The organism is Pseudomonas sp. TH06 (assembly GCF_016651305.1).
GTDB lineage: Bacteria > Pseudomonadota > Gammaproteobacteria > Pseudomonadales > Pseudomonadaceae > Aquipseudomonas.
Map to the genome: position 1 here is coordinate 4,712,100 of NZ_JAEKEC010000001.1, position 17,916 is coordinate 4,730,015.

Genomic DNA, 17,916 nt, shown 5'->3' on the forward strand with positions numbered 1-17,916 from the left:
TTTCAAATCGCGATCGCACCACTCGACCAGTTCGGGTGAATTGCCCCAGGCAGCGTGAAGGGAATCGGGATCCCGCGTTTCTTGAATTTCAACGGCAACCAGCGCACCCGGTCCGGGCTGTGAGGCTCGATCAGCAGATCACGGCTGGTGGCCATCGCGGCGGTCATCTGCTGCGGATACAGCACGTAGTCGTAACCCTCGGCGGCCCATAGCGGCAAAATGATCGGGATTTCTTCGAGGATGTATTCGCGGCACTGGTTGGCGGCACGCGTGATGTCGGCGTGTTCGTCACGCAATCGCAAACGGTCGGTAAACACCGCGATGGTGCTTTCGATCGCTTCGCGCAACTCATGACGCTCGTGGTAGATCACATTGAGTTGCTGGCGCAGTTCCGCGTATTGGTCGCTTGCCAGTTCCTGGTTCCAGCGGGTGATGTGATAGGGCACGCGCAAACCGTCGAGAATCTGCTGATTGCGTGCCAGCCAGGCATCGCCGTCGCGGATGGATGCCGACAACGCTTCGCCGGGGGATTTGCCGTGCTTGTTATGGCGCTGCAAGGTGTCGGCGACCACGACTTTGACGTGGCTGAAGCCCGACTGATTGATCAGGTGGATGGTCGAGCGCAGCTTTTGGTCCTCGTGATACTCCTGGCCAACGCTGACCGCCAACACCACCCGCTTACCTTCAAATTCGTGCTCTTCGCCACCCTTGTTGAAATAGGCCTTGAGGTTGATTTCCTGTGCGTTGCTCATGAGTTAGCTCCAGTAGGCCAAAGGCTGGTGTTCGCCGTAAAAACCGATAAAGACGCCGAGTGTCACGCGGGTGCTGCTCGCTGAAGGGCGCACCGCATGGATCAGCCGCGGGTTGAGCAGGATCAGGTCGCCAGGCTCGGGCTTGATCACAAAGTCCGGTGGCGGTAGCAAATGCCGCTCGATGCCATAGGCGCGGTCGCCACGCAGGCGCTGGTATTGCTCCTCGTCCGGCTCGATGCCCCAGATCTCGAGTTCGCCACCGTCCTCGGGGATTTCCAGATAGATGTTGGTCGATAACTGCGTGAGTAATTTCGGGTGGTGCCCTTGAGGGGCATTGCGTTCCAGATTGTCAGTGTGTGGCGTCAGGTCGACGCCGCTGCCCTGGAAGCGGGCGATGCCGACGAAGCATTTTTGCCCATCCACTTGCAGCAGGTGCGCTCCGTGGGGCCAGACTTCATCGAGCAGCAAACGCAGTTCGTCGATCGGTGAAGCCAGTGGCCGGAACAAGTTGCGAATCCGGCGGATGTTGGCGTGGGCCTGAGCGTGATAGTCGGCACGGCTCTGCTCATCCTGGATTTCGATGTAGGCCTTGCCGATCCGGACAAATTCCTGCTGCTCGGTAAAGGCGCTGCGTAATTCGGGGCGGAATAAATGATCGCGTGCGACCTGCAAGGTGTCCGGTGGACAAAAGCCTTTTAGTTGCACGCCATAAGAGCGTTTTTCCACGACATCAAGAATATGCCGTGCTTCAAGTTGGTCGGCAGTAATGACTGTAAACATTCAAGCTTCCTCATTCCCTGGAAGTAACGACGGGACAGACCGGGTAAATCTTTCAAATTGTTTCAGGGCAACTTTAGGAAATTACCTGAGTCTTGTGAAATATCGTTTATCTCTAACTACCCAACTAAAAAATGTATCAAAAATCAGGCAAATAGAACCTTGCACAGACCATTGACAGAACGTGTCAAAGATTATTAAAAATACTGATAATTAAACTAAGTAACGCACATTGTTCGAGCTCTCTAATTGATCACCCTCCTTCAAACAGTCATCAATTTGTCACGTCGTTAAATTGCTCATCAAAGTAAGCCGGCGCATTAAATGAGTTCTGGATAATGCCCTCCTCTCGATAAAGATCGGCGGTGTGTTGCACGTCTTCAACGACCGCTGGCGCAACCGGAATACGGTGCGGTACGGCGAAGCGATTGGAGCGTTCGTGGATTTCCACCGGCAAACCGCTGTAGCCCGCCTGGATTTTCGAGAACGCCTCCTGATGCTGGTTAGCCCAGGCATAGGCGCGATCAAGCCGTTTGAGCAGGTCACGAATTTGCAGGGATTTGTCACGGATGGCGTTGTCATTGGCGACCAACAACATGTGCCCGGCAAACAGCCCTTCGCCACTGACCAGCACCCGTGTGCCGCCTTCCATTTGCACCATGCTGGTGTAAGGATCCCAGGTCGACCAGGCGTCTGCCTGACCGTTGGCCAGCAAGCTGCGGGACTCGCCGGGTTGTAAAAAAATGAACTGCGCATCACGGCCGTGCAGCCCCGCCGAACGCAGCGCCGCCAGTGCCATGAAATGCCCGATGGAGCCTCGGGTGGTGGTAATGCGCTGGCCCTTCAGGCTCGCGGCGTCTATCAGCGGCGAGTTCTGATTGACCACAATCGCCACCGCGGTTTGCGTCACGTTGACCTTGATCACTCCGACCGTTTTGATCGGCGCTCCGGCCGCCGCCGCAAACACGAACGGCGCGTCCCCGAGGCTGCCGAAGTCCACTGCGCCGGCCGCCAATGCTTCGGCGGTGGGCGCGGCGGCGGCGAACGAGGCGAACTCGATCGGGTAAGGCAGATTCTCCAGCTCACCGGCCGCTTGCAGCAAGATTTTCAGCGACTGCTTTTGGCTGGACACACGCAAGGTGTCGTCGGCCACGACCGGAGTGCTCAAGCCCGAAATCATGAGCACCAGCGTCAACAGCCCGCCAAGTTTTGCAACCGCGTTACGGGCCTTATCTCCCGCAAGCCGGCGTCGACGGATTTGGCTGGCGCCGCCAACATCGTCGGTGACACGGTCGTTGCCAGCGGATGTGCATTGGCTCATCGGTCAGAACGCCAGGCTGACGCGGCTGTAGTAATACCCGCCGCCCAGACCGTACGGCGAGAACATCCCGTATTCGTAGGTGCCGGCCCAGGCCTTGAGGCCGATCTTGTCCGGGTATTCATCGAACAGGTTGTTGGCACCCAATGCCACGGTGAGGTTCTTGGTGACGTCGTAGGCCACGTCGATATCGGTGATCCACTTGGCGCTGTAAGTACGATCGTTGGCCGGGATGTTCGAGCCTTCGGTGTACTCGCCGAACCGCGTCAATTGCAGGTTGGTGGTCCAGTCGCCGACCTTGTAGTTGGTCGACAGAATCCACTTGTCTTTGGGCGTCGACTTGGTCAGATCGATCTGTTGCTGGCGGTCGAACAACAGGTAGCTGGAACCCAGCCGCGACAGGGCTGCCGGGGTATCGGCCAGGTCACGGATCGTGGTTTTGTTGTGGTTGTAGGCGATGCTCCATTTCGCCGTGCCGTACTCACCAAACGACTGGCTGTAATCGGCCACCAGGTCCACGCCTTTGGTGCGGGTGTCGGCGGCGTTGGTGTAATACTGGCCGGCGAGGTTCGGTGCCAGTCCGTTTTCGACGAGGATCTGCGAGACGGCGGCTCCTTGCAGCAAACCGGTCTGCAGAATGCGTTTGTCGATGTCGATCAGGTAAAAGTCAGCGGTAAAACGCAGGCGTTCGGCAGGCTCCGCCGTAAAGCCCAGGCTGTAGTTACGCGAGGTTTCCGGTTCCAGGTCTTTGGCGCCCAAGGCAATCGCTTCGGCCGAATCCGGACGCATTTGCTTGGTGCGCACTGAGCTGGTGGTGCCGTTGGCGCCGAACTGGGTCACGGTGCTGGTGGTTGAGAACACACTTTGTGCCAGCGACGGTGCGCGGAAGCCATTGCTGACTGCGGCCCGCACTGCATAGCCCGGTAAGAACTCGTAACGCGTGGTCAGCTTGCCGCTGGTGGTGTCGCCCACGCCAAGGTTGTACTTTTCATAACGCCCGGCCGCGCCAACGTACCAGTTGGGCGTGATGTTCAGACCGAAGTCCAGATAGGCCGCTTCGCTGTGACGCTGCAAGTCATAGGCGTCATCCGGTGTTGTGCCGTTCACCGAAAACAGGCCCGGGTCCGGACGCACGCCGGCGAATCGCCCGACTGCCGGCACATAACTGCCGTAGTTGTAGGCGTTCGGTTCGCCCTCCTCCAGCGCGTACTTCTCCCATCGATATTCGACGCCGAACGAGGTCTCCAGCGGGCTGCTCCAGCCGATATCCAGCGCTTGGGTGAAGTCGAGGTTGTTGGTCCACTGATCGAAAATCAGATTGCCCAGGTGGAAGTCGTGCTGGCCGTAAGGGCCGTTGGAAATGTTCAGGTTGTTGTCGGTATCGAGCACCGCACGATCCTTGCCGTAGGTACTCGACAGATCCCAATCCCAGTTGCCCAGCGCGCCCTTGGCGCCACCGGCCACCTGAAAGTCCACCTCATGGATCTCCCGTCGTGCCTGCCCGCCATTGGGGTACGGCGCATCCGGCACACCGTTGAGGCTGGTGATGTCGGTGGGTTTGCGGTGCCCCAGGTCCTTGTTGCTGTTGCGGTAGCTCAGGGTCGAAAACGAATACAGCTTCAGATCGTCCTGCAACGGCAACTCAGCGTTATAGGCGACGCTGGTGGTGCGATCGCGGCCAAGCCCGTACTCGGTGCCCCAGCCTTGGCGATTGCTTTCCCGCGGGTCGGGCGTGCCGTTGGGCTGATTGAAATACAACTGGCCGGTGGCAGCGCTGGAGCGCTCGTAAGGCTCTTGCAGTTTGCCGTCCCACGACAGGTTGAAAAAGCCGCCGTTTTCGCCGAGTGCCGAGCCCCAGTTGAACGCTTCATGGCCGGTGGTGCCATCGCCGTCGTAGTACTGGCCGACGCTGGTGTCGGACGTCAGGCCTTCGGCATTGCGCTTGAGGATGATGTTGATCACCCCGGCAATGGCATCGGAGCCGTACTGCGCCGCTGCGCCGTCACGCAGCACTTCAATGCGCTCGATGGACGCCGTGGGAATCAGGTCCAAATCAACTGGCACCGAGGCGTTGCCGACGCGGGCGCCGTTGTTGATCAGTGCCGAGTTGTGGCGACGCTTGCCATTGATCAGCACCAGCACCTGATCACCGCTGAGGCCACGCATGCTCACCCCGCGCACCAGGAACGCAGTACCGCCGCCGTTGATGGTCGGTACGTTGAACGAGGGCAGCAGGCGCCCGAGCATTTCTTTCAGACCATTCTGGCCGATGGTGCGCAGTTGTTCGCTGTCGATCACATCGATCGGCGCCGGGCTGTTGGTGACGGTGCGCGGCTGACTGCCGCGGACCCCGGTGACCACCACGGTGCCCAGGGTTTCATCGGCGGCGAACAGCTCGGGGGGCACTGCCATGCCGAGCAGGCCGAAGCTCAGGGGCGCAGCACCGAACAGGGTTTTATGCAAAATTGAACGCATGACAAAGATCCTTTTCTGACGGCGCTCATTGCGACCTGGCGGCAACGGTTTCGACTTCGATCAAGGCACCGGGCAACACCAGCCCGGCCACTTGCACGGTGGTTCGCGCGGGTTTCAGCGGCTGTTGTTCGCTACCGAAAAACTCGCGGAAAGCCACTTGCAGCCCGTCGAAATCCAGCTTGCCGCCTAACGCCGGGTCGCCCACCAGATAGATCCGCAGTTGCACCACGTCGGCCAGTTTCAAACCCTGGCTCGCCAGAATGCTCTCGACCTTGCGCAGCACCACGCGGGTCTGCGCTTCGGTATTGCCGACGGCATGTACCTGATCTTTCGGCGCTTTGGGATCGACCGGATCGGGCAGCAGGCCCGAGAGATACGTGACCTCGGTATTCGCAGCGAGGGTCACTGATTGCAGAATCGGCGAGTTGGGGTACGTCGACGGCACCCGCGAAATCGAAGCGGCCAGGGTGTTGCCGGCCGCGAAGAGGATCCCCATCCCCAACAAGGTTTTTTTCAAAGACATGCAAAGACACTCCAAGGTTATTTAATGCCAGCCTCGGAGGTCCGCTACCTGGCAAATCGTGTGTGGCTGTTTGAATGAAAGCGCGGCTTTTTCAGGCCGTTTGCTTGATAGGCGAGCTTTGCGCCCGCTCGAAAAGATTGCGCACTACACGCCGCGCCGCGCCGGCCGCCGCTTCCTGCCAGATCCCCACGCCGCTGTGCGCCAGGCCGTCACTGGTCAGGTACACCCGACCCTGCGGCTGGTTGAGCAAGCTGTAATCGGGTTCGGCCACTTCGTGATTGATCCACGGACCGAGGTTGTACGGAATTTTCGCCCAGGCAATAGCCAGGGGTTTGCGCAATTCATGGCCGTGGCCGGGGTGCAGCAATTCAACGGCCTGACGGGAAATCGCGATCTGCTGATCGAGGCTTTTCTCGCCGAACTTGCGCGCCGTTTCGCCATTGTTGTAAGCCGCCACCAACACCCCTTGCGCTTGGTTGAAACCCCCGCTGGGATACCACAGCCCCGACGCTTCTTGATTGATAAACGATAGACCGCCGTAAATCTGATAGTCGCTTTCCCAGAAGCGCCGCGACTGCCAGGCGACCTTGTTCGCGTAGCCGAACTGCACGGTGGCGATGGCTTGGCGGACCGGTGCAGCGAGGTTGCTGTCGATCTTCGCCAGCAGTGGCAGCGGCAACGCGCTGATCAGGTAATCAGCGCGAATTTTTTGTTCGTGGCCACTGCGTCGGTCCAGATAAGCGACCTCGACGAAATCCGGATGATTCGTGATCGAGCGCACTTCGGCGTTCAGGCGCAGCGCTGCTTTCAGGTGCCGGGCGAATGCCTTGGGAATACGGTCCATACCGCCCACTGGCTGAAACATGGTCGGCGAAAATTCCGGGTACTCATCAATCATCAACGCCGTGGTCAACGCCGGGTTGAGCAAAGTCTGCAACGGCAGCGGATCTTTTTTCTGTGCGAGTTGATCACCGGCGCCCGGCCATACCTTGTACCCGGAGCGAGCAGAACCGACGTACTCGAGTTTGTCCGAGAGGTCACCCCAGGTCTTGAGGAAACTCAGCAGGTTGCTGCGGTCTTCGAGGCTGAGTTCCTGATCCAGCGCGTGGCGATTGACCGCTTTAGCCAGCAGCTCGGAGAAGTGCCCACGGCTGTCGTTCACGGCCTGGCGAATCTGGATCGCCGGTTGATTCAGGTCGGGCCGCACCAGTGCGTTGCGACTGGTGTTGACCAACACTTCCAGCTCTACCCCGAGCTCGCGGCAATAGCCGAGCATCAACTGGTGATGGCTAGGCAGACGGCCGGGGCCGGCGTTGAGGTAGAAACCATTGTCGAAATCCGCGACCTGCACGCTGCCGTCGGTGTACTCGACACGATCACCCCCGCGTACCGTCCAGTTGCGCCCGCCGACCCGATCTCGGGCCTCCAGCAGCGTGACGTTGAAACCGGCCTTTTGCAGTTCATAGGCGCTGACCAGACCACCGATGCCGGCACCGATCACCACCACGCTGGCACCGTGCCCCACACGGGCGGTGGGCAACGCGGCATAGTTCTCCGCAGCGGCCTGCGCCGTGTCGGTCACACCGAGCATGCCCATCACCGCGGAGGCCGCCTGAAGACCGCCGACGGCGGCCACGCGGGCGATCAATTGTCTTCTGGTCAACGGCATTCAAGCGCTCCCTGCCTGGCGGATAGATAGTGCATTCGGTTATAGCCCAGAGACTTGTTCAGTCACTTGGGTCTATGCGAAGCCATCCTAGGGGGCGCTCTTTAATAAGAGAAATACATTTTAAGCATATGCAAATATTAATTTGTATCATATTCGCCAGAGGTGATTCTGCGGCGATTGCATAGTCACATCGTCAGTCGAGCCAAGCCGATCAATGTACGCGCTGCGCCTCGCTCAGCACCCGCAGCAAATTTCCGCCCCAGATCTTCGCCACATCACTTTCGGTGTAACCCGCCGCCAGCAAGCGCTCGGTAATCCGCGGCAACTGCGACACATCACTCAAGCCTTGCACCCCGCCGCCACCGTCCCAGTCAGCACCGATCCCGACGTGATCCGCGCCGACGACTTGGAGAATGTGCAGCAGGTGCTTGATGAAATCATCCAGGTTCGCTTGCGGCTGCGGGTAGCGATTTTCAACCGCGTGGATACGCGCTGCAAGGTCCGCCACCTCCGCCGGGCTCAGGCTCGCCGCCAGGCGAAACTCGCGGTACAGCGGGCCCAGCGCCTTGTCGCGCTCGGGGCTGGGCTCGCGGTTGATCAAATCACTGGGAAAGCTGTTGACCTGCACCACGCCGCCCTTCGCCGCCAACCGGCGCAAGCGCTGGTCGTCGAGGTTGCGTGGATGCGCCGTGATCGCCCGACTGCTGCTGTGCGAAGCAATGATCGGGGCACTGGACAGCTCCAGCACTTGATCGAACACCTGATCCGAGGCGTGCGAGACATCGAGCAAAATCCCCTGCCGGTTGGCCTCCACCACCAGCGCTCGACCGGCCGGGCTCAAGCCGTGCCATTGCGGCAACGCGGTGGCTGAATCGGCGAAATCGTTGTTGGCCGCATGCACCAGCCCGAGCATGCGCAACCCCAGTCGGTAATAGGTCTGCAATCGTTGCGGATCAGCCGCCAGCGGCTCGGCATTTTCCATGCTGATAAACACCACCCGCTGCTGGCGCGCGACAATGGCCGGTACGTCTTCGGCGCGCAACGCCAAGGCAAAATCCTTGGGATGCGCCGCAACCATGTCGCGAATGCGAGTGATCACCGCCAGGCCATGTTCGCTGGCCAGTGTCCGGCCTTCGGCGGTCAGCGGACCCTGCGGGGTGAATATCGCCCAGAAACCACCGTCCAGCCCGCCTTCCTTCATGCGCGGCAAGTCCACCTGGGACAGGTCGGTGCCAAAGCTGTGCCGCTGGGTGATGTCCCAATCGGGACGCGCCAGTTGCATCGGAGTGTCGAGGTGGCTGTCGAGGACGGTGAGGCGCTGGTGAAGTTGCGTGACGGTTTCCCCGGCGTCGGTGAAAGCGCTGATCAAGCACAACAGCACTGCGCAGCAGCGCGCAAAAGAAGTGAGCATGTATGCCCTCCCTGGCAAGTGTCGGATGTGGAAATGCCGGTTCAGCTCCAGTGAAAACTGTGGTCCCACAAACCGGACACGTCGAGCTGCTGCGGCAACACCCCAGCCTCGAAAAACAGATCGGCGACATCCTGCTGGGATTTCACCGCTGCATCGTCCACCGGTTGCAGCAGACGCGGACCACTCTGGGCACGGTACTGGGCCAGGAACACTTCCCGTGGCATGCCAAGGATCTTCGCACTCTTGGTTGCCCACTCTTCGGGATGCGCTGCAATCCATTGCCAGGCACGGTACTCGCGCAGGATGTAATCGGTAATCGCCTGATGTTTGAGCGGGTCAGCGATGCTGTTTTGATTGGCGGCGATCACGTAATTACCGGACAGATACCCCTGACCGGTTTTCAAGACACGGGCCCCGGTGCGTTGCTCGGCGAGCTGAATGAAGTAGCCAAAACTGACCCAGGCATCCAGCGCGCCGTTCTGAAACGCGGCAAAACCGTCTTGCGGTGTCAGCGCCATGGGCACGATGTCATTGAACGTCAGGCCCTGTTCCTTCAGCGCTTTAAGCAAAAAATAGTGTGAACTGGTCGAGCGGATGTAGCCGATTCGCTTGCCCTTGAGTTGCGCGATCGACTGCACGTCAGAGCCTTTGGGCACGATGAACGCCTGGTTGTTGACGTCACCGGTCAACACCGCAATGAGCTTCACCGGGGCGTGATTCTTGATCCCGAATATCGGCGGTATCTCACTCATTGGCGAGATGTCCAGGGTGCCGCTGACCAAGGCCTCAAAACTCAGGTTGCCGCCCGTGAACTCGGCGTATTTGACGGTGTAAGGCGCAGGCTCGATTCCCGCTTCGGCGAAGAATGTCGGAGCCGCGCCTTTGTAGGTCGCCACGTTCAGCGTGACCCCACGCAAGTCGTTGGCGGCCAGGCCGAAGCGTGGCAGGCCGACGCTGAATGCGCCGAGGCCGGCCAGCGCCGAAAGTTCGAGAAAACGTCGACGGTGCATGGTGCAACTCCTTAAGTCAGAACATCCGGTTCTGCGCGCAAAATCCGTTCGCGAAACGGCTGGAAGCTGAACCAGCCGCCAAATTCAGTACCGACCTGCCTGGCCGTGTGTCGTGCAACGTCATGCGGGATAAGCCGTGGTGAACCCGCCGCTTCGGCGAGCAGTTGCGTGCGTGCGGCGTTGTCCATCGCGATAAAACGCCAGACGGCCGCTTCGACGGTTTGGCCAACGGTTAGCAGGCCATGATTTTGCAGGATCAACGCGTTGTGTTCGCCAAGGGTCTGGGCGATGCGCGCGCCCTCGCTGGTGTCCAGCACCACCCCGGAAAAATTGTCGAACAGTGCGTGCTTTTCATAAAAGGCACAGGCGTCCTGGGTCAGCGGGTCCAGCAAGCGTCCCAGACTCGACCAGGCCTTGCCGTACAGCGAATGTGCATGCGCCGCGGCGATCACCTGCGGGCGGGCTTCATGCAGCGCGGCATGGATGGCGAACGCGGCCAGGTTCAACGCGCCCTCGCCTTCGAGGATTTCGCCGTCAGGGTTGACCAGCAACAGATCCGACACCCGCAAATGACCGAAATACACGCCCACCGGGTTGACCCAAAAGTGATCCGGCCGCCCTGGGTCGCGCACCGTGATGTGCCCGGCGCCGCCCATATCGAACCCTTGCAGGGCAAACACCCTGAACGCGATTGCGAGGCTCTGTTTGCGCTGCAAGCGTTCCTGCGCAACGCTCTCGTGCTGCGGCGGATGCTCCCAGCGAAACACGGTGTGGCCGTCGCGCGGCAAGTCGTACACCCCCGGCCGGTGAATTGCGTTGGCTGTGCTCATGGCTGACTCCTTTCAATATCCACGACTGATCTCCACCGGGTTTTCCAATGGCAGCCCTTTGCGCTGGCGTTCAATGTTGCGCGCCAGCAAGCGGGCAATGTTGAGGTACACCTGCGGTGAATTGGCCGAGGTGTGCGGTGATAAATGGATGCGTCGATGACGGTAAAACGGGTGCCCTGCCGGCAGCGGTTCCGGGTCGCTGACATCCAGACTCGCCAGGCCGACCTGCCCCGCATCGAGGGCGCGCAACAACGCGTGCTGATCGATCAGCGCCCCGCGTGCAAGGTTGATCAGATGCAGCCCCGGCCGGGCTGACGCCAGCACCGCTTCGCTGACGATGTGCTGTGTCGCGGGCGTGACCGGTGCCGCCAGCAGCACATGATCGGCACGGCCAAACAACTCATGAATGTCCGCCACCGCGCGCACGCCGGGCACTTCAAAGGGTTGCGCGGAGTGACGCAGCGCGAGGACGTGCATCCCCAGTGCCTGCGCTTTCGGTGCCAGGGCCTGGGCAATACTGCCGAAACCGAACAGCCCCAGCGTGCTGCCGGACACCGAAGCCAGTGGCCGCTGCCGCCAGTGCGCCGCGTCGTTGATCCAGACGTCCGGCAGTTGCTTGGCGGCCGTGAAAATCGCGGCCAGGGCAAACTCGGCCATCGTCTCTGCGGTAGTGCCTCGCGCACTCGCCACCGGCAAGCTGTCGAACAGCCAGCGAGGGAAATAATCGAGGCCGCTGGTCACCAGTTGAACCAGCCGCAAACCAAACGGCCAACCGGGCGGCGGCGCCGACGCATCCCGAAAGTCGGCATGTGGGGCGGCGAGCAACACCTGAATATCCGCCGGCAAATTCGCTGGCAAACCCCGCGGTAACTCAAGCACTTCAACATCGGGCAATTGCGCTCGCAGGCGTTGATTAAACGCCGCGTCCAACTGACTGGCGATGCGCGTCATGCCTGGGCGCCCCGGCTCGGCAAAGCGAATGCGGCGCGGCCGACGGCAGCGAGGATCGCGTCGTTCTGCGGGGTGTGAATCCGGCTGCACAACACATCGCGGTAATGCCGTTCGATCGGATTGCCACGGGCCAGGCCCGGGTTGCCGATGGCTTCGATCCCCAATTCGACGGCGCTGATGGCGTTGCTGGTGACCAGGTATTTGACCTGTGTGGCTTCGCTCGGATCGACCCGTCCTTGCGCCGCGGCATCCAGCAGCACGCGGTTGGCAAACAGCAACGCGTCGATGCGCCCGATCAGTTCATGAAACCGCGGCAGGCTCGACAGCGGCGCCCCCAGATTGGCCGGCGTGCGCTCGGCAAGCCAGCCCACTAACCAGTCACGGGCGGCGCGGGCTACGCCGTCGTAGATCGACGAAAGCAGCACTGCCAGCCACAACACGCCGGTACTGTCCAGTTCCGAGGGACGCGGGACGTTGGCCGGCAGAATGTCCACGGCGTATTCGCTGGCGACGAACACGTCTTCGAAAATCACATCGTGGCTGCCGGTAGCGCGCATGCCCAAGTGATCCCAGGTTTCCTCGATGCGAATCCCCGGCGTATCCCGATGCACCAGCCAGGTGCCCACGTGCGGCTCGCTGTCGTCACTGCGCGCCCAGACCGCCAGCCAGGTCAGGCCGGGAATGCCGGTGGAATAAATCTTCCGGCCGCTGAGCAACCAGCCACCGTCCACGCGTCGCGCAATGGTGTTGGGCAAGCCGCCACGGGCCGGTGTGCCGAGATCCGGCTCGACCCGCAACGCATTGATCAATGCGCCCTCTTCCACTGCTTCGCGTGCCAGCCGTTCGCGCAAGTGCAGCGGCCAGGCCTGATTGCCTTGCAGGCGTGTGTGTTGCAGGTATTGCATCACCAGCACCAACGCGGTGGACGGTTCGCCGCGAGCCACGGCGCTGACGACCCGGCGCGCCTGGGCCAGTGTCGCCTCGCTGCCACCCAGACGGCGCGGCACCGTCAACGCCAGCAAACCGTGCTCATGCAAACGCAGCAGATTGGCGTGGGGGAACTCACTGTGTTTGTCGTAATAAGCCGCCGTCGCGGCGAATTCGTCGCTGAGCGCTTCCAGCCGTTCGGCGAATGCCGGGGCGTTGAGATCGGGTTGCCGAGCTTGATGCTCGGCGCGGGGTTGCGCGGTGGATAAGCTCATCGGTTGCCGGTCCTGCTCAAGGGTTGAGAATCGTCAGCGGCACTGGCAACGTCGGGATCGCTGTCGACTCCGAGCAATTCCAGTAGGCGCGTACGCAAATCATGGAACGCCGGCGTCGCGATCTGACGCGGGCGCGGCAAGCGAATCTGGATCTGTTCGGCGATGCGCCCATGGGCCAACACCACCACCCGATCTGCCAGCAGCACCGCTTCGTCAACATCGTGAGTGACCAGCAATACCGCCGGGGTGTGCACTCGCCACAACGCAATAATCAGTTGATGCATGCGGATGCGCGTCAAGGCATCGAGGGCGGCGAACGGTTCGTCCAGCAGCAACAGTTTCGGCTCACGGACCAGTGCCCTCGCCAGCGCGACGCGCTGCGCTTCGCCTCCGGACAAAGTGCCTGGCCAGGCATTGAGCCGATGTTCCAGGCCGACTTCAGTCATCGCCGCCAATGCGCGCTCTTTCGCCCCTTCGCCACGCACCCCGAGGGAGACGTTGCGCCAGGCGCGTTTCCACGGCATCAAGCGTGGCTCCTGAAACACCGCCGCCAGCGCTTCGGGCACCTGCAATCGGCCTTCGTCGATCCGGTCGAGCCCGGCCAGTGCTCGCAACAAAGTGGTTTTACCCGAACCGCTACTGCCCAGCAGGGCAACAAATTCGCCAGGCGCAATCTCCAGGTCCAAGTGATCGAGCACCGCCTGGCCGGCAAACCGGCGCGTGACCTGTCGGCACTCGACGGCTGGCAATGAGGGTTTGGCAAGCAGCACAGTCATGGTCAGCTCCTGATAAAGGTCGGGCGCCAGGCCAGCGCAAACCGTTCAAGCAAACGCACCAGGCCGTCGATACCCAGCCCCAGTACGCTGTAAATGATCAGGCAGATGACGATGACGTCTGTACGCATGAAGTCCCGCGCATCGTTGACCAGGTAACCAATGCCGGCGCTGGCGTTGATTTGCTCGACCACCACCAGCCCCAGCCAACTGATGCCGAAGGCGTAGCGCAAACCGACAAAGAATGCCGGCAAGGCGCCGGGCAAGATCACGTGGACGATCAGCTCCCAGCGTTTGAGGCCGAGCATCGTTGCGGCTTCGACAAGCTTGGGGTCGAGGCCGCGGATACCGGAAAACAGTGTGAGGTAAATCGGAAAGGTAGTGCCGAGGGCGATCAAGGCGATCTTCGGCGTTTCGCCTACGCCAAACCACAGAATGAACAGCGGCACGATGGCCAGGAACGGTAAGGTTCGGAGCATTTGCATTGGCGAGTCGATGGCGATCTCGCCGCGTCGCGACAACCCCGCCACCAACGCCAATACGGTGCCGACGCTAACCCCGATCGCCAGGCCGCTGAGGGCGCGTTGCAGGGAAATCCACAAGTGGCCGGCCAACTCGCCGCTGCCGAGCATCTGCCACAGCGTGGCGCCAATCGCACTGGGCGCGGCGATGATGCGCGGTGGCAACAGTCCCGTGCGCGAGGCCAGCTCCCACAGCAGCAACAGCAACAACGGGCTGAGCAAACGCGCAAGCAGATCGCGCCCGGCGGGCCATTGTGCGATGGACTTGAGGCGATCCAGCGGTGTAACGAGGGGGGGCGCAGACATTTCAACTTCCCTGATTAAGCGCGTCGAACCCCATGCTAACTACATAAAAATTGCCCGTGAAATTCGTTTTAGTTCTAACCTAATATACAAATAATGCATTTATTCAAATCAACGATATGCAAGAAACAATGAAAATGATCAGTGCTTGCCCACCCGAGCCGCGACCATTTCGCCAAATACGCTGACCGGTTCTTGCAGGTTGCCGAGGAAACGCGGATGGATCAGCCACAAATCAATCACCGGTTTGAAGTCCGAGACCGGGACAATTTCCAGTTTGTCGCGATGGCTGCTGTTTTCCAGTAACGGCAACGGCACCAGACCATAGCCCAGGCCATTGGCGATCAACCCCAACTGCAATTCGGTGCCGAACGTTTCCAGGTTGATTTGCAACGACAACCCCTGCGCGCTCAAGGCCCTTTGCAGGCCGGCGCGGAAACCACAGCCGTCAGGGTTGAGCACCCAGCCGCGCTGATAGCAATCGGCAAGTTTGCAGTTGCGTTTGCGTACCTCGCCTTTGGCGGCGACCACCACCAGGCTCATGCTGGCCAGCGAACGCCCGACCACCCCCTCCGGAAACACTTTACCGGCGGGAAACAGCGCCGCGACCACGTCCAGTTCGCCGTTCTCGACCTTGCCCAGCAAATGGCTGCCCCAGCCCGTGGCCACCGAGGTCTGTAATTGCGGGTAGAGGGTTTTCAACTGGCTAAGGGCGTCCAGCAATACCACATCGCCGATGGTCTGCGGGACGCCGATACGCAACGCACCGCTGGGCGGGCCGTCGCTGGCCACCAATTCGCTGAGGGCATCAATGGTGCGCAGCACTTCCAGGCACTGCCCGTAAACCCGCAGGCCCATGCTGGTCGGTTTTAGCGGCTTGGTGTTGCGGTCGAGCAACTCGACGCCCAAGGCTTCCTCGAAGTTCTGCACCCGCCGGGTGATTGCCGGCTGGGTCAACTGCAAGGAATCAGCGGCCTGGCTGATGGTTTGGCAGCGGATCACTGCCACGAACGCGTTCAGATCATCTATCTTCATTCTTTTTTCGCATAATAAATGACTGGAAAAATGTGCATAAAGAATAATACCTTTTAGCTCGCCCGTGTAGTTCGCGTTTATTTCAGTTTCCACGGAGGGAGCTCATGCCCCAGAACCTTGTGTCCAAACCACTCGCGCCACCGAACCTGGCGCGCTTGCGCCAGTTCATCGAGCAACTGGCCACGCTGCTCGACGAACAGCCCGGTGAAGCAGCAATCCTTGAACAGGGCGGCCGCTTGCTGCAGCAACTGGTCAGCGTCGATGACTGGCTGCCGGAGGCATTCGCCCAGCCCGACCCCGAACGTTATCAGCAGTTTTTGCTGCACGCTGATTCCCGGCAACGCTTTTCCATCGTCAGTTTTGTCTGGGGCCCGGGGCAACGCACGCCGATCCATGATCATCGGGTCTGGGGGCTGATCGGCATGTTGCGTGGCGCGGAGTATTCGCAAGGATTTGCCCGGCAACCCGACGGCGCACTGACAGCTACCGGAGAAGCGCTGCGCTTGCAACCGGGCCAGGTCGAAGCGCTGTCGCCAACGGTGGGCGACATTCACCAGGTGGCCAATGCCTACAGCGATCAGGTGTCGATCAGCGTGCACGTGTATGGCGCTAACATCGGCGCGGTGAAGCGCGCGGTGTATGGCCTGGACGGTACTGAAAAACCTTTCATCTCCGGCTATTCCAACAGCCTGTTACCAAACCTCTGGGATTTGTCGAAGGAGCTCCCGCAATGACCGATTTCGCTATCCGCCGTTACGCCGATATTCGTAAAGCTCTGCTGGCACGCGAAGAACTGGCGTTGCTGGACGTGCGTGAAGAGGCGCCATTTGCCGAAGCTCATCCGCTGTTTGCGGCTAACATCTCGCTGTCCAGACTCGAACTGGAAGTGTTGGCACGGGTCCCGCGCAAAGACACCCGGGTAACCGTGTATGACGATGGCGAAGGCTTGGCCGCCATCGCCGTTGAACGCTTGCAAACGCTGGGTTACACCGATGTGGCGCTGCTTGAGGGCGGCCTGCAAGGCTGGCGCGATGCCGGTGGCGAGCTGTTCAAGGACGTCAATGTGCCCAGTAAATCCTTCGGTGAACTGGTAGATGCCGAACGCCACACCCCGTCCCTGGCAGCGGAAGAAGTGCAGGCGCTGCTCGATGCGAAGGCCGACGTGGTGGTGCTGGACGCCCGACGTTTTGACGAATACCAGACCATGAGTATCCCCGGTGGCATCAGCGTACCTGGCGCCGAACTGCTGTTGCGGGTGCGCGAGTTGGCTCCGGACCCGCAAACGCAGGTCATCGTCAATTGCGCCGGACGCACCCGCAGCATCATCGGCACCCAGTCACTGGTCAACGCCGGGATTCCCAACCCCGTGTCCGCCCTGCGCAATGGCACCATCGGCTGGACCCTCGCCGGCCAGACCCTGGAGCATGGCCAGGACCGGCGCTTCAAACCCGTCAGCGCTCACAACAAAAACCTCGCCATCGAAGCCGCCCGCGCGGTCGCCAAACGCGCCAACGTGAGCCGCATCGGCCTCGCCGAGTGGCGACGCTGGCAAGCCGACCCGGCCCGCACTACGTATTTGTTCGATGTGCGCACGCCGGAAGAATTTGCTGCCGGCCACTTGCCGGGCTCGCGCTCCACACCCGGCGGACAACTGGTCCAGGAAACCGATCATTTCGCCAGCGTTCGTGGTGCGCGCCTGGTGCTGGTGGATGACGATAATGTGCGGGCGAACATGAGTGCGTCCTGGCTGGCACAGATGGGTTGGCAAGTGTCCGTACTGGATGACTTGAACCCGAGCGACTTCAGTGAACAAGGCCCATGGCAGCCCCCCCTGCCGACCGCCCCCGCAGCCGAAGAAATCAGCCCGCAGACGCTGGCAGACTGGCTGAAAGAGCCGGGCACGGAGGTGCTGGATTTCACCGCCAGTGCCCTTTACGTACAACGGCACATCCCCGGCGCGTGGTGGGTGTTGCGCAGTCAGTTGCAGGCAGCGCTGGCGAACATTCCGCCGGCCCGGCGTTATGTCTTGACCTGTGGCAGCAGCCTGCTGGCCCGTTGGGTCGTGCCGCAGTTGCAGGCACTGACCGAGCGCCCGGTGGTGGTGTTGCGCGGCGGTACCAGCGCCTGGATCGAAGCCGGACTCCCCGTGCAAGCAAGCCCGCAGCACCCGGCGTCGCCGCGTATCGACCGCTATCGCCGACCGTATGAAGGCACCGACAACCCGCGCGAAGCCATGCAGGGTTATCTGGATTGGGAATACGGGTTGGTGGCGCAGTTGGGCCGTGACGGAACGCACGGGTTTTTCGTGATCTGACCGTTCGGGACAAGGTCGACACGCTCGACCCTGTTTCACCCCTTTGCGCTTC

The 17,916-nt window shown here is 61.0% G+C and carries 16 protein-coding genes; 2 read left to right on the forward strand and 14 right to left on the reverse strand.

Going from position 1 to position 17,916, the window contains the following annotated elements; all coding sequences use genetic code 11:
• Positions 1-2: 2 nt before the first annotated feature.
• From JFT86_RS20990 to JFT86_RS21055, 14 genes are all read right to left on the reverse strand, one after another.
• The gene (locus JFT86_RS20990; protein WP_201238152.1) at positions 3-752 is read right to left on the reverse strand and encodes a tRNA-dependent cyclodipeptide synthase; all 750 of its coding nucleotides are present in this window, start codon (positions 750-752) and stop codon (positions 3-5) included.
• A gap of 3 nt (positions 753-755) precedes the next feature.
• Entirely contained in the window at positions 756-1,532 is a 777-nt protein-coding gene (locus tag JFT86_RS20995; RefSeq protein WP_201238153.1) for a 2OG-Fe(II) oxygenase, read from the reverse strand.
• 271 nt (positions 1,533-1,803) lie between these two features.
• On the reverse strand, positions 1,804-2,850 hold the full coding sequence (locus JFT86_RS21000; protein ID WP_201238154.1) for an aliphatic sulfonate ABC transporter substrate-binding protein: 1,047 nt from the start codon (positions 2,848-2,850) through the stop codon (positions 1,804-1,806).
• A gap of 3 nt (positions 2,851-2,853) precedes the next feature.
• Positions 2,854-5,322, reverse strand: a complete 2,469-nt coding sequence (locus JFT86_RS21005) for a TonB-dependent receptor (RefSeq protein ID WP_201238155.1) — start codon at positions 5,320-5,322, stop codon at positions 2,854-2,856.
• A gap of 25 nt (positions 5,323-5,347) precedes the next feature.
• Positions 5,348-5,845 (reverse strand): RidA family protein, encoded by a 498-nt coding sequence (locus tag JFT86_RS21010; RefSeq protein WP_201238156.1) that lies wholly within the window; start codon positions 5,843-5,845, stop codon positions 5,348-5,350.
• 91 nt (positions 5,846-5,936) lie between these two features.
• Positions 5,937-7,514, reverse strand: a complete 1,578-nt coding sequence (locus tag JFT86_RS21015) for an FAD-dependent oxidoreductase (protein ID WP_201238157.1) — start codon at positions 7,512-7,514, stop codon at positions 5,937-5,939.
• Positions 7,515-7,725: 211 nt separating this feature from the next.
• Complete coding sequence (locus JFT86_RS21020) at positions 7,726-8,925, reverse strand: dipeptidase (protein WP_201238158.1); 1,200 nt, start codon at positions 8,923-8,925, stop codon at positions 7,726-7,728.
• A gap of 41 nt (positions 8,926-8,966) precedes the next feature.
• Positions 8,967-9,935, reverse strand: a complete 969-nt coding sequence (locus tag JFT86_RS21025; protein WP_201238159.1) for an ABC transporter substrate-binding protein — start codon at positions 9,933-9,935, stop codon at positions 8,967-8,969.
• Between the two features lie 11 nt (positions 9,936-9,946).
• Positions 9,947-10,765 (reverse strand): class II aldolase/adducin family protein, encoded by an 819-nt coding sequence (locus tag JFT86_RS21030; protein WP_201238160.1) that lies wholly within the window; start codon positions 10,763-10,765, stop codon positions 9,947-9,949.
• Between the two features lie 12 nt (positions 10,766-10,777).
• Positions 10,778-11,716: a D-isomer specific 2-hydroxyacid dehydrogenase family protein gene (locus JFT86_RS21035; RefSeq protein WP_201238161.1), complete on the reverse strand. Its 939-nt coding sequence runs from the start codon at positions 11,714-11,716 to the stop codon at positions 10,778-10,780.
• Positions 11,713-12,918, reverse strand: coding sequence for an acyl-CoA dehydrogenase family protein (locus tag JFT86_RS21040; protein WP_201238162.1), 1,206 nt, complete (start codon positions 12,916-12,918; stop codon positions 11,713-11,715). Before JFT86_RS21040 ends, JFT86_RS21035 begins: the two co-directional genes overlap by 4 nt.
• A complete protein-coding gene (locus JFT86_RS21045; protein ID WP_201238163.1) occupies positions 12,915-13,694 on the reverse strand; it encodes an ABC transporter ATP-binding protein in 780 nt (259 codons plus the stop codon). Before JFT86_RS21045 ends, JFT86_RS21040 begins: the two co-directional genes overlap by 4 nt.
• A 2-nt stretch (positions 13,695-13,696) precedes the next feature.
• Positions 13,697-14,518: an ABC transporter permease subunit gene (locus JFT86_RS21050; RefSeq protein WP_242489313.1), complete on the reverse strand. Its 822-nt coding sequence runs from the start codon at positions 14,516-14,518 to the stop codon at positions 13,697-13,699.
• A 138-nt stretch (positions 14,519-14,656) separates the two neighbouring features.
• Positions 14,657-15,550 (reverse strand): LysR family transcriptional regulator, encoded by an 894-nt coding sequence (locus JFT86_RS21055; protein ID WP_201238164.1) that lies wholly within the window; start codon positions 15,548-15,550, stop codon positions 14,657-14,659.
• A 104-nt stretch (positions 15,551-15,654) separates the two neighbouring features.
• On the opposite strand from JFT86_RS21055, the gene JFT86_RS21060 reads away from it, so the two are divergent.
• Positions 15,655-16,284, forward strand: coding sequence for a cysteine dioxygenase (locus JFT86_RS21060; protein ID WP_201238165.1), 630 nt, complete (start codon positions 15,655-15,657; stop codon positions 16,282-16,284).
• The gene (locus tag JFT86_RS21065) at positions 16,281-17,864 is read left to right on the forward strand and encodes a rhodanese-related sulfurtransferase (RefSeq protein ID WP_201238166.1); all 1,584 of its coding nucleotides are present in this window, start codon (positions 16,281-16,283) and stop codon (positions 17,862-17,864) included. The genes JFT86_RS21060 and JFT86_RS21065 overlap by 4 nt, the downstream gene beginning before the upstream one ends.
• The last annotated feature ends 52 nt before the right edge of the window (positions 17,865-17,916 follow it).

Bases quoted from the DNA above. Each gene is read 5' to 3' on its own strand.
- JFT86_RS21025 (WP_201238159.1), bottom strand. From the start codon at position 9,935: ATGCACCGTCGACGTTTTCTCGAACTTTCGGCGCTGGCCGGCCTCGGC.
- JFT86_RS21055 (WP_201238164.1), bottom strand. From the start codon at position 15,550: ATGAAGATAGATGATCTGAACGCGTTCGTGGCAGTGATCCGCTGCCAA.
- JFT86_RS21060 (WP_201238165.1), top strand. From the start codon at position 15,655: ATGCCCCAGAACCTTGTGTCCAAACCACTCGCGCCACCGAACCTGGCG.
- JFT86_RS21005 (WP_201238155.1), bottom strand. From the start codon at position 5,322: ATGCGTTCAATTTTGCATAAAACCCTGTTCGGTGCTGCGCCCCTGAGC.
- JFT86_RS21015 (WP_201238157.1), bottom strand. From the start codon at position 7,514: ATGCCGTTGACCAGAAGACAATTGATCGCCCGCGTGGCCGCCGTCGGC.
- JFT86_RS21040 (WP_201238162.1), bottom strand. From the start codon at position 12,918: ATGAGCTTATCCACCGCGCAACCCCGCGCCGAGCATCAAGCTCGGCAA.
- JFT86_RS21030 (WP_201238160.1), bottom strand. From the start codon at position 10,765: ATGAGCACAGCCAACGCAATTCACCGGCCGGGGGTGTACGACTTGCCG.
- JFT86_RS20995 (WP_201238153.1), bottom strand. From the start codon at position 1,532: ATGTTTACAGTCATTACTGCCGACCAACTTGAAGCACGGCATATTCTT.
- JFT86_RS21010 (WP_201238156.1), bottom strand. From the start codon at position 5,845: ATGTCTTTGAAAAAAACCTTGTTGGGGATGGGGATCCTCTTCGCGGCC.
- JFT86_RS21000 (WP_201238154.1), bottom strand. From the start codon at position 2,850: ATGAGCCAATGCACATCCGCTGGCAACGACCGTGTCACCGACGATGTT.
- JFT86_RS21035 (WP_201238161.1), bottom strand. From the start codon at position 11,716: ATGACGCGCATCGCCAGTCAGTTGGACGCGGCGTTTAATCAACGCCTG.
- JFT86_RS20990 (WP_201238152.1), bottom strand. From the start codon at position 752: ATGAGCAACGCACAGGAAATCAACCTCAAGGCCTATTTCAACAAGGGT.
- JFT86_RS21065 (WP_201238166.1), top strand. From the start codon at position 16,281: ATGACCGATTTCGCTATCCGCCGTTACGCCGATATTCGTAAAGCTCTG.
- JFT86_RS21045 (WP_201238163.1), bottom strand. From the start codon at position 13,694: ATGACTGTGCTGCTTGCCAAACCCTCATTGCCAGCCGTCGAGTGCCGA.
- JFT86_RS21020 (WP_201238158.1), bottom strand. From the start codon at position 8,925: ATGCTCACTTCTTTTGCGCGCTGCTGCGCAGTGCTGTTGTGCTTGATC.
- JFT86_RS21050 (WP_242489313.1), bottom strand. From the start codon at position 14,518: ATGTCTGCGCCCCCCCTCGTTACACCGCTGGATCGCCTCAAGTCCATC.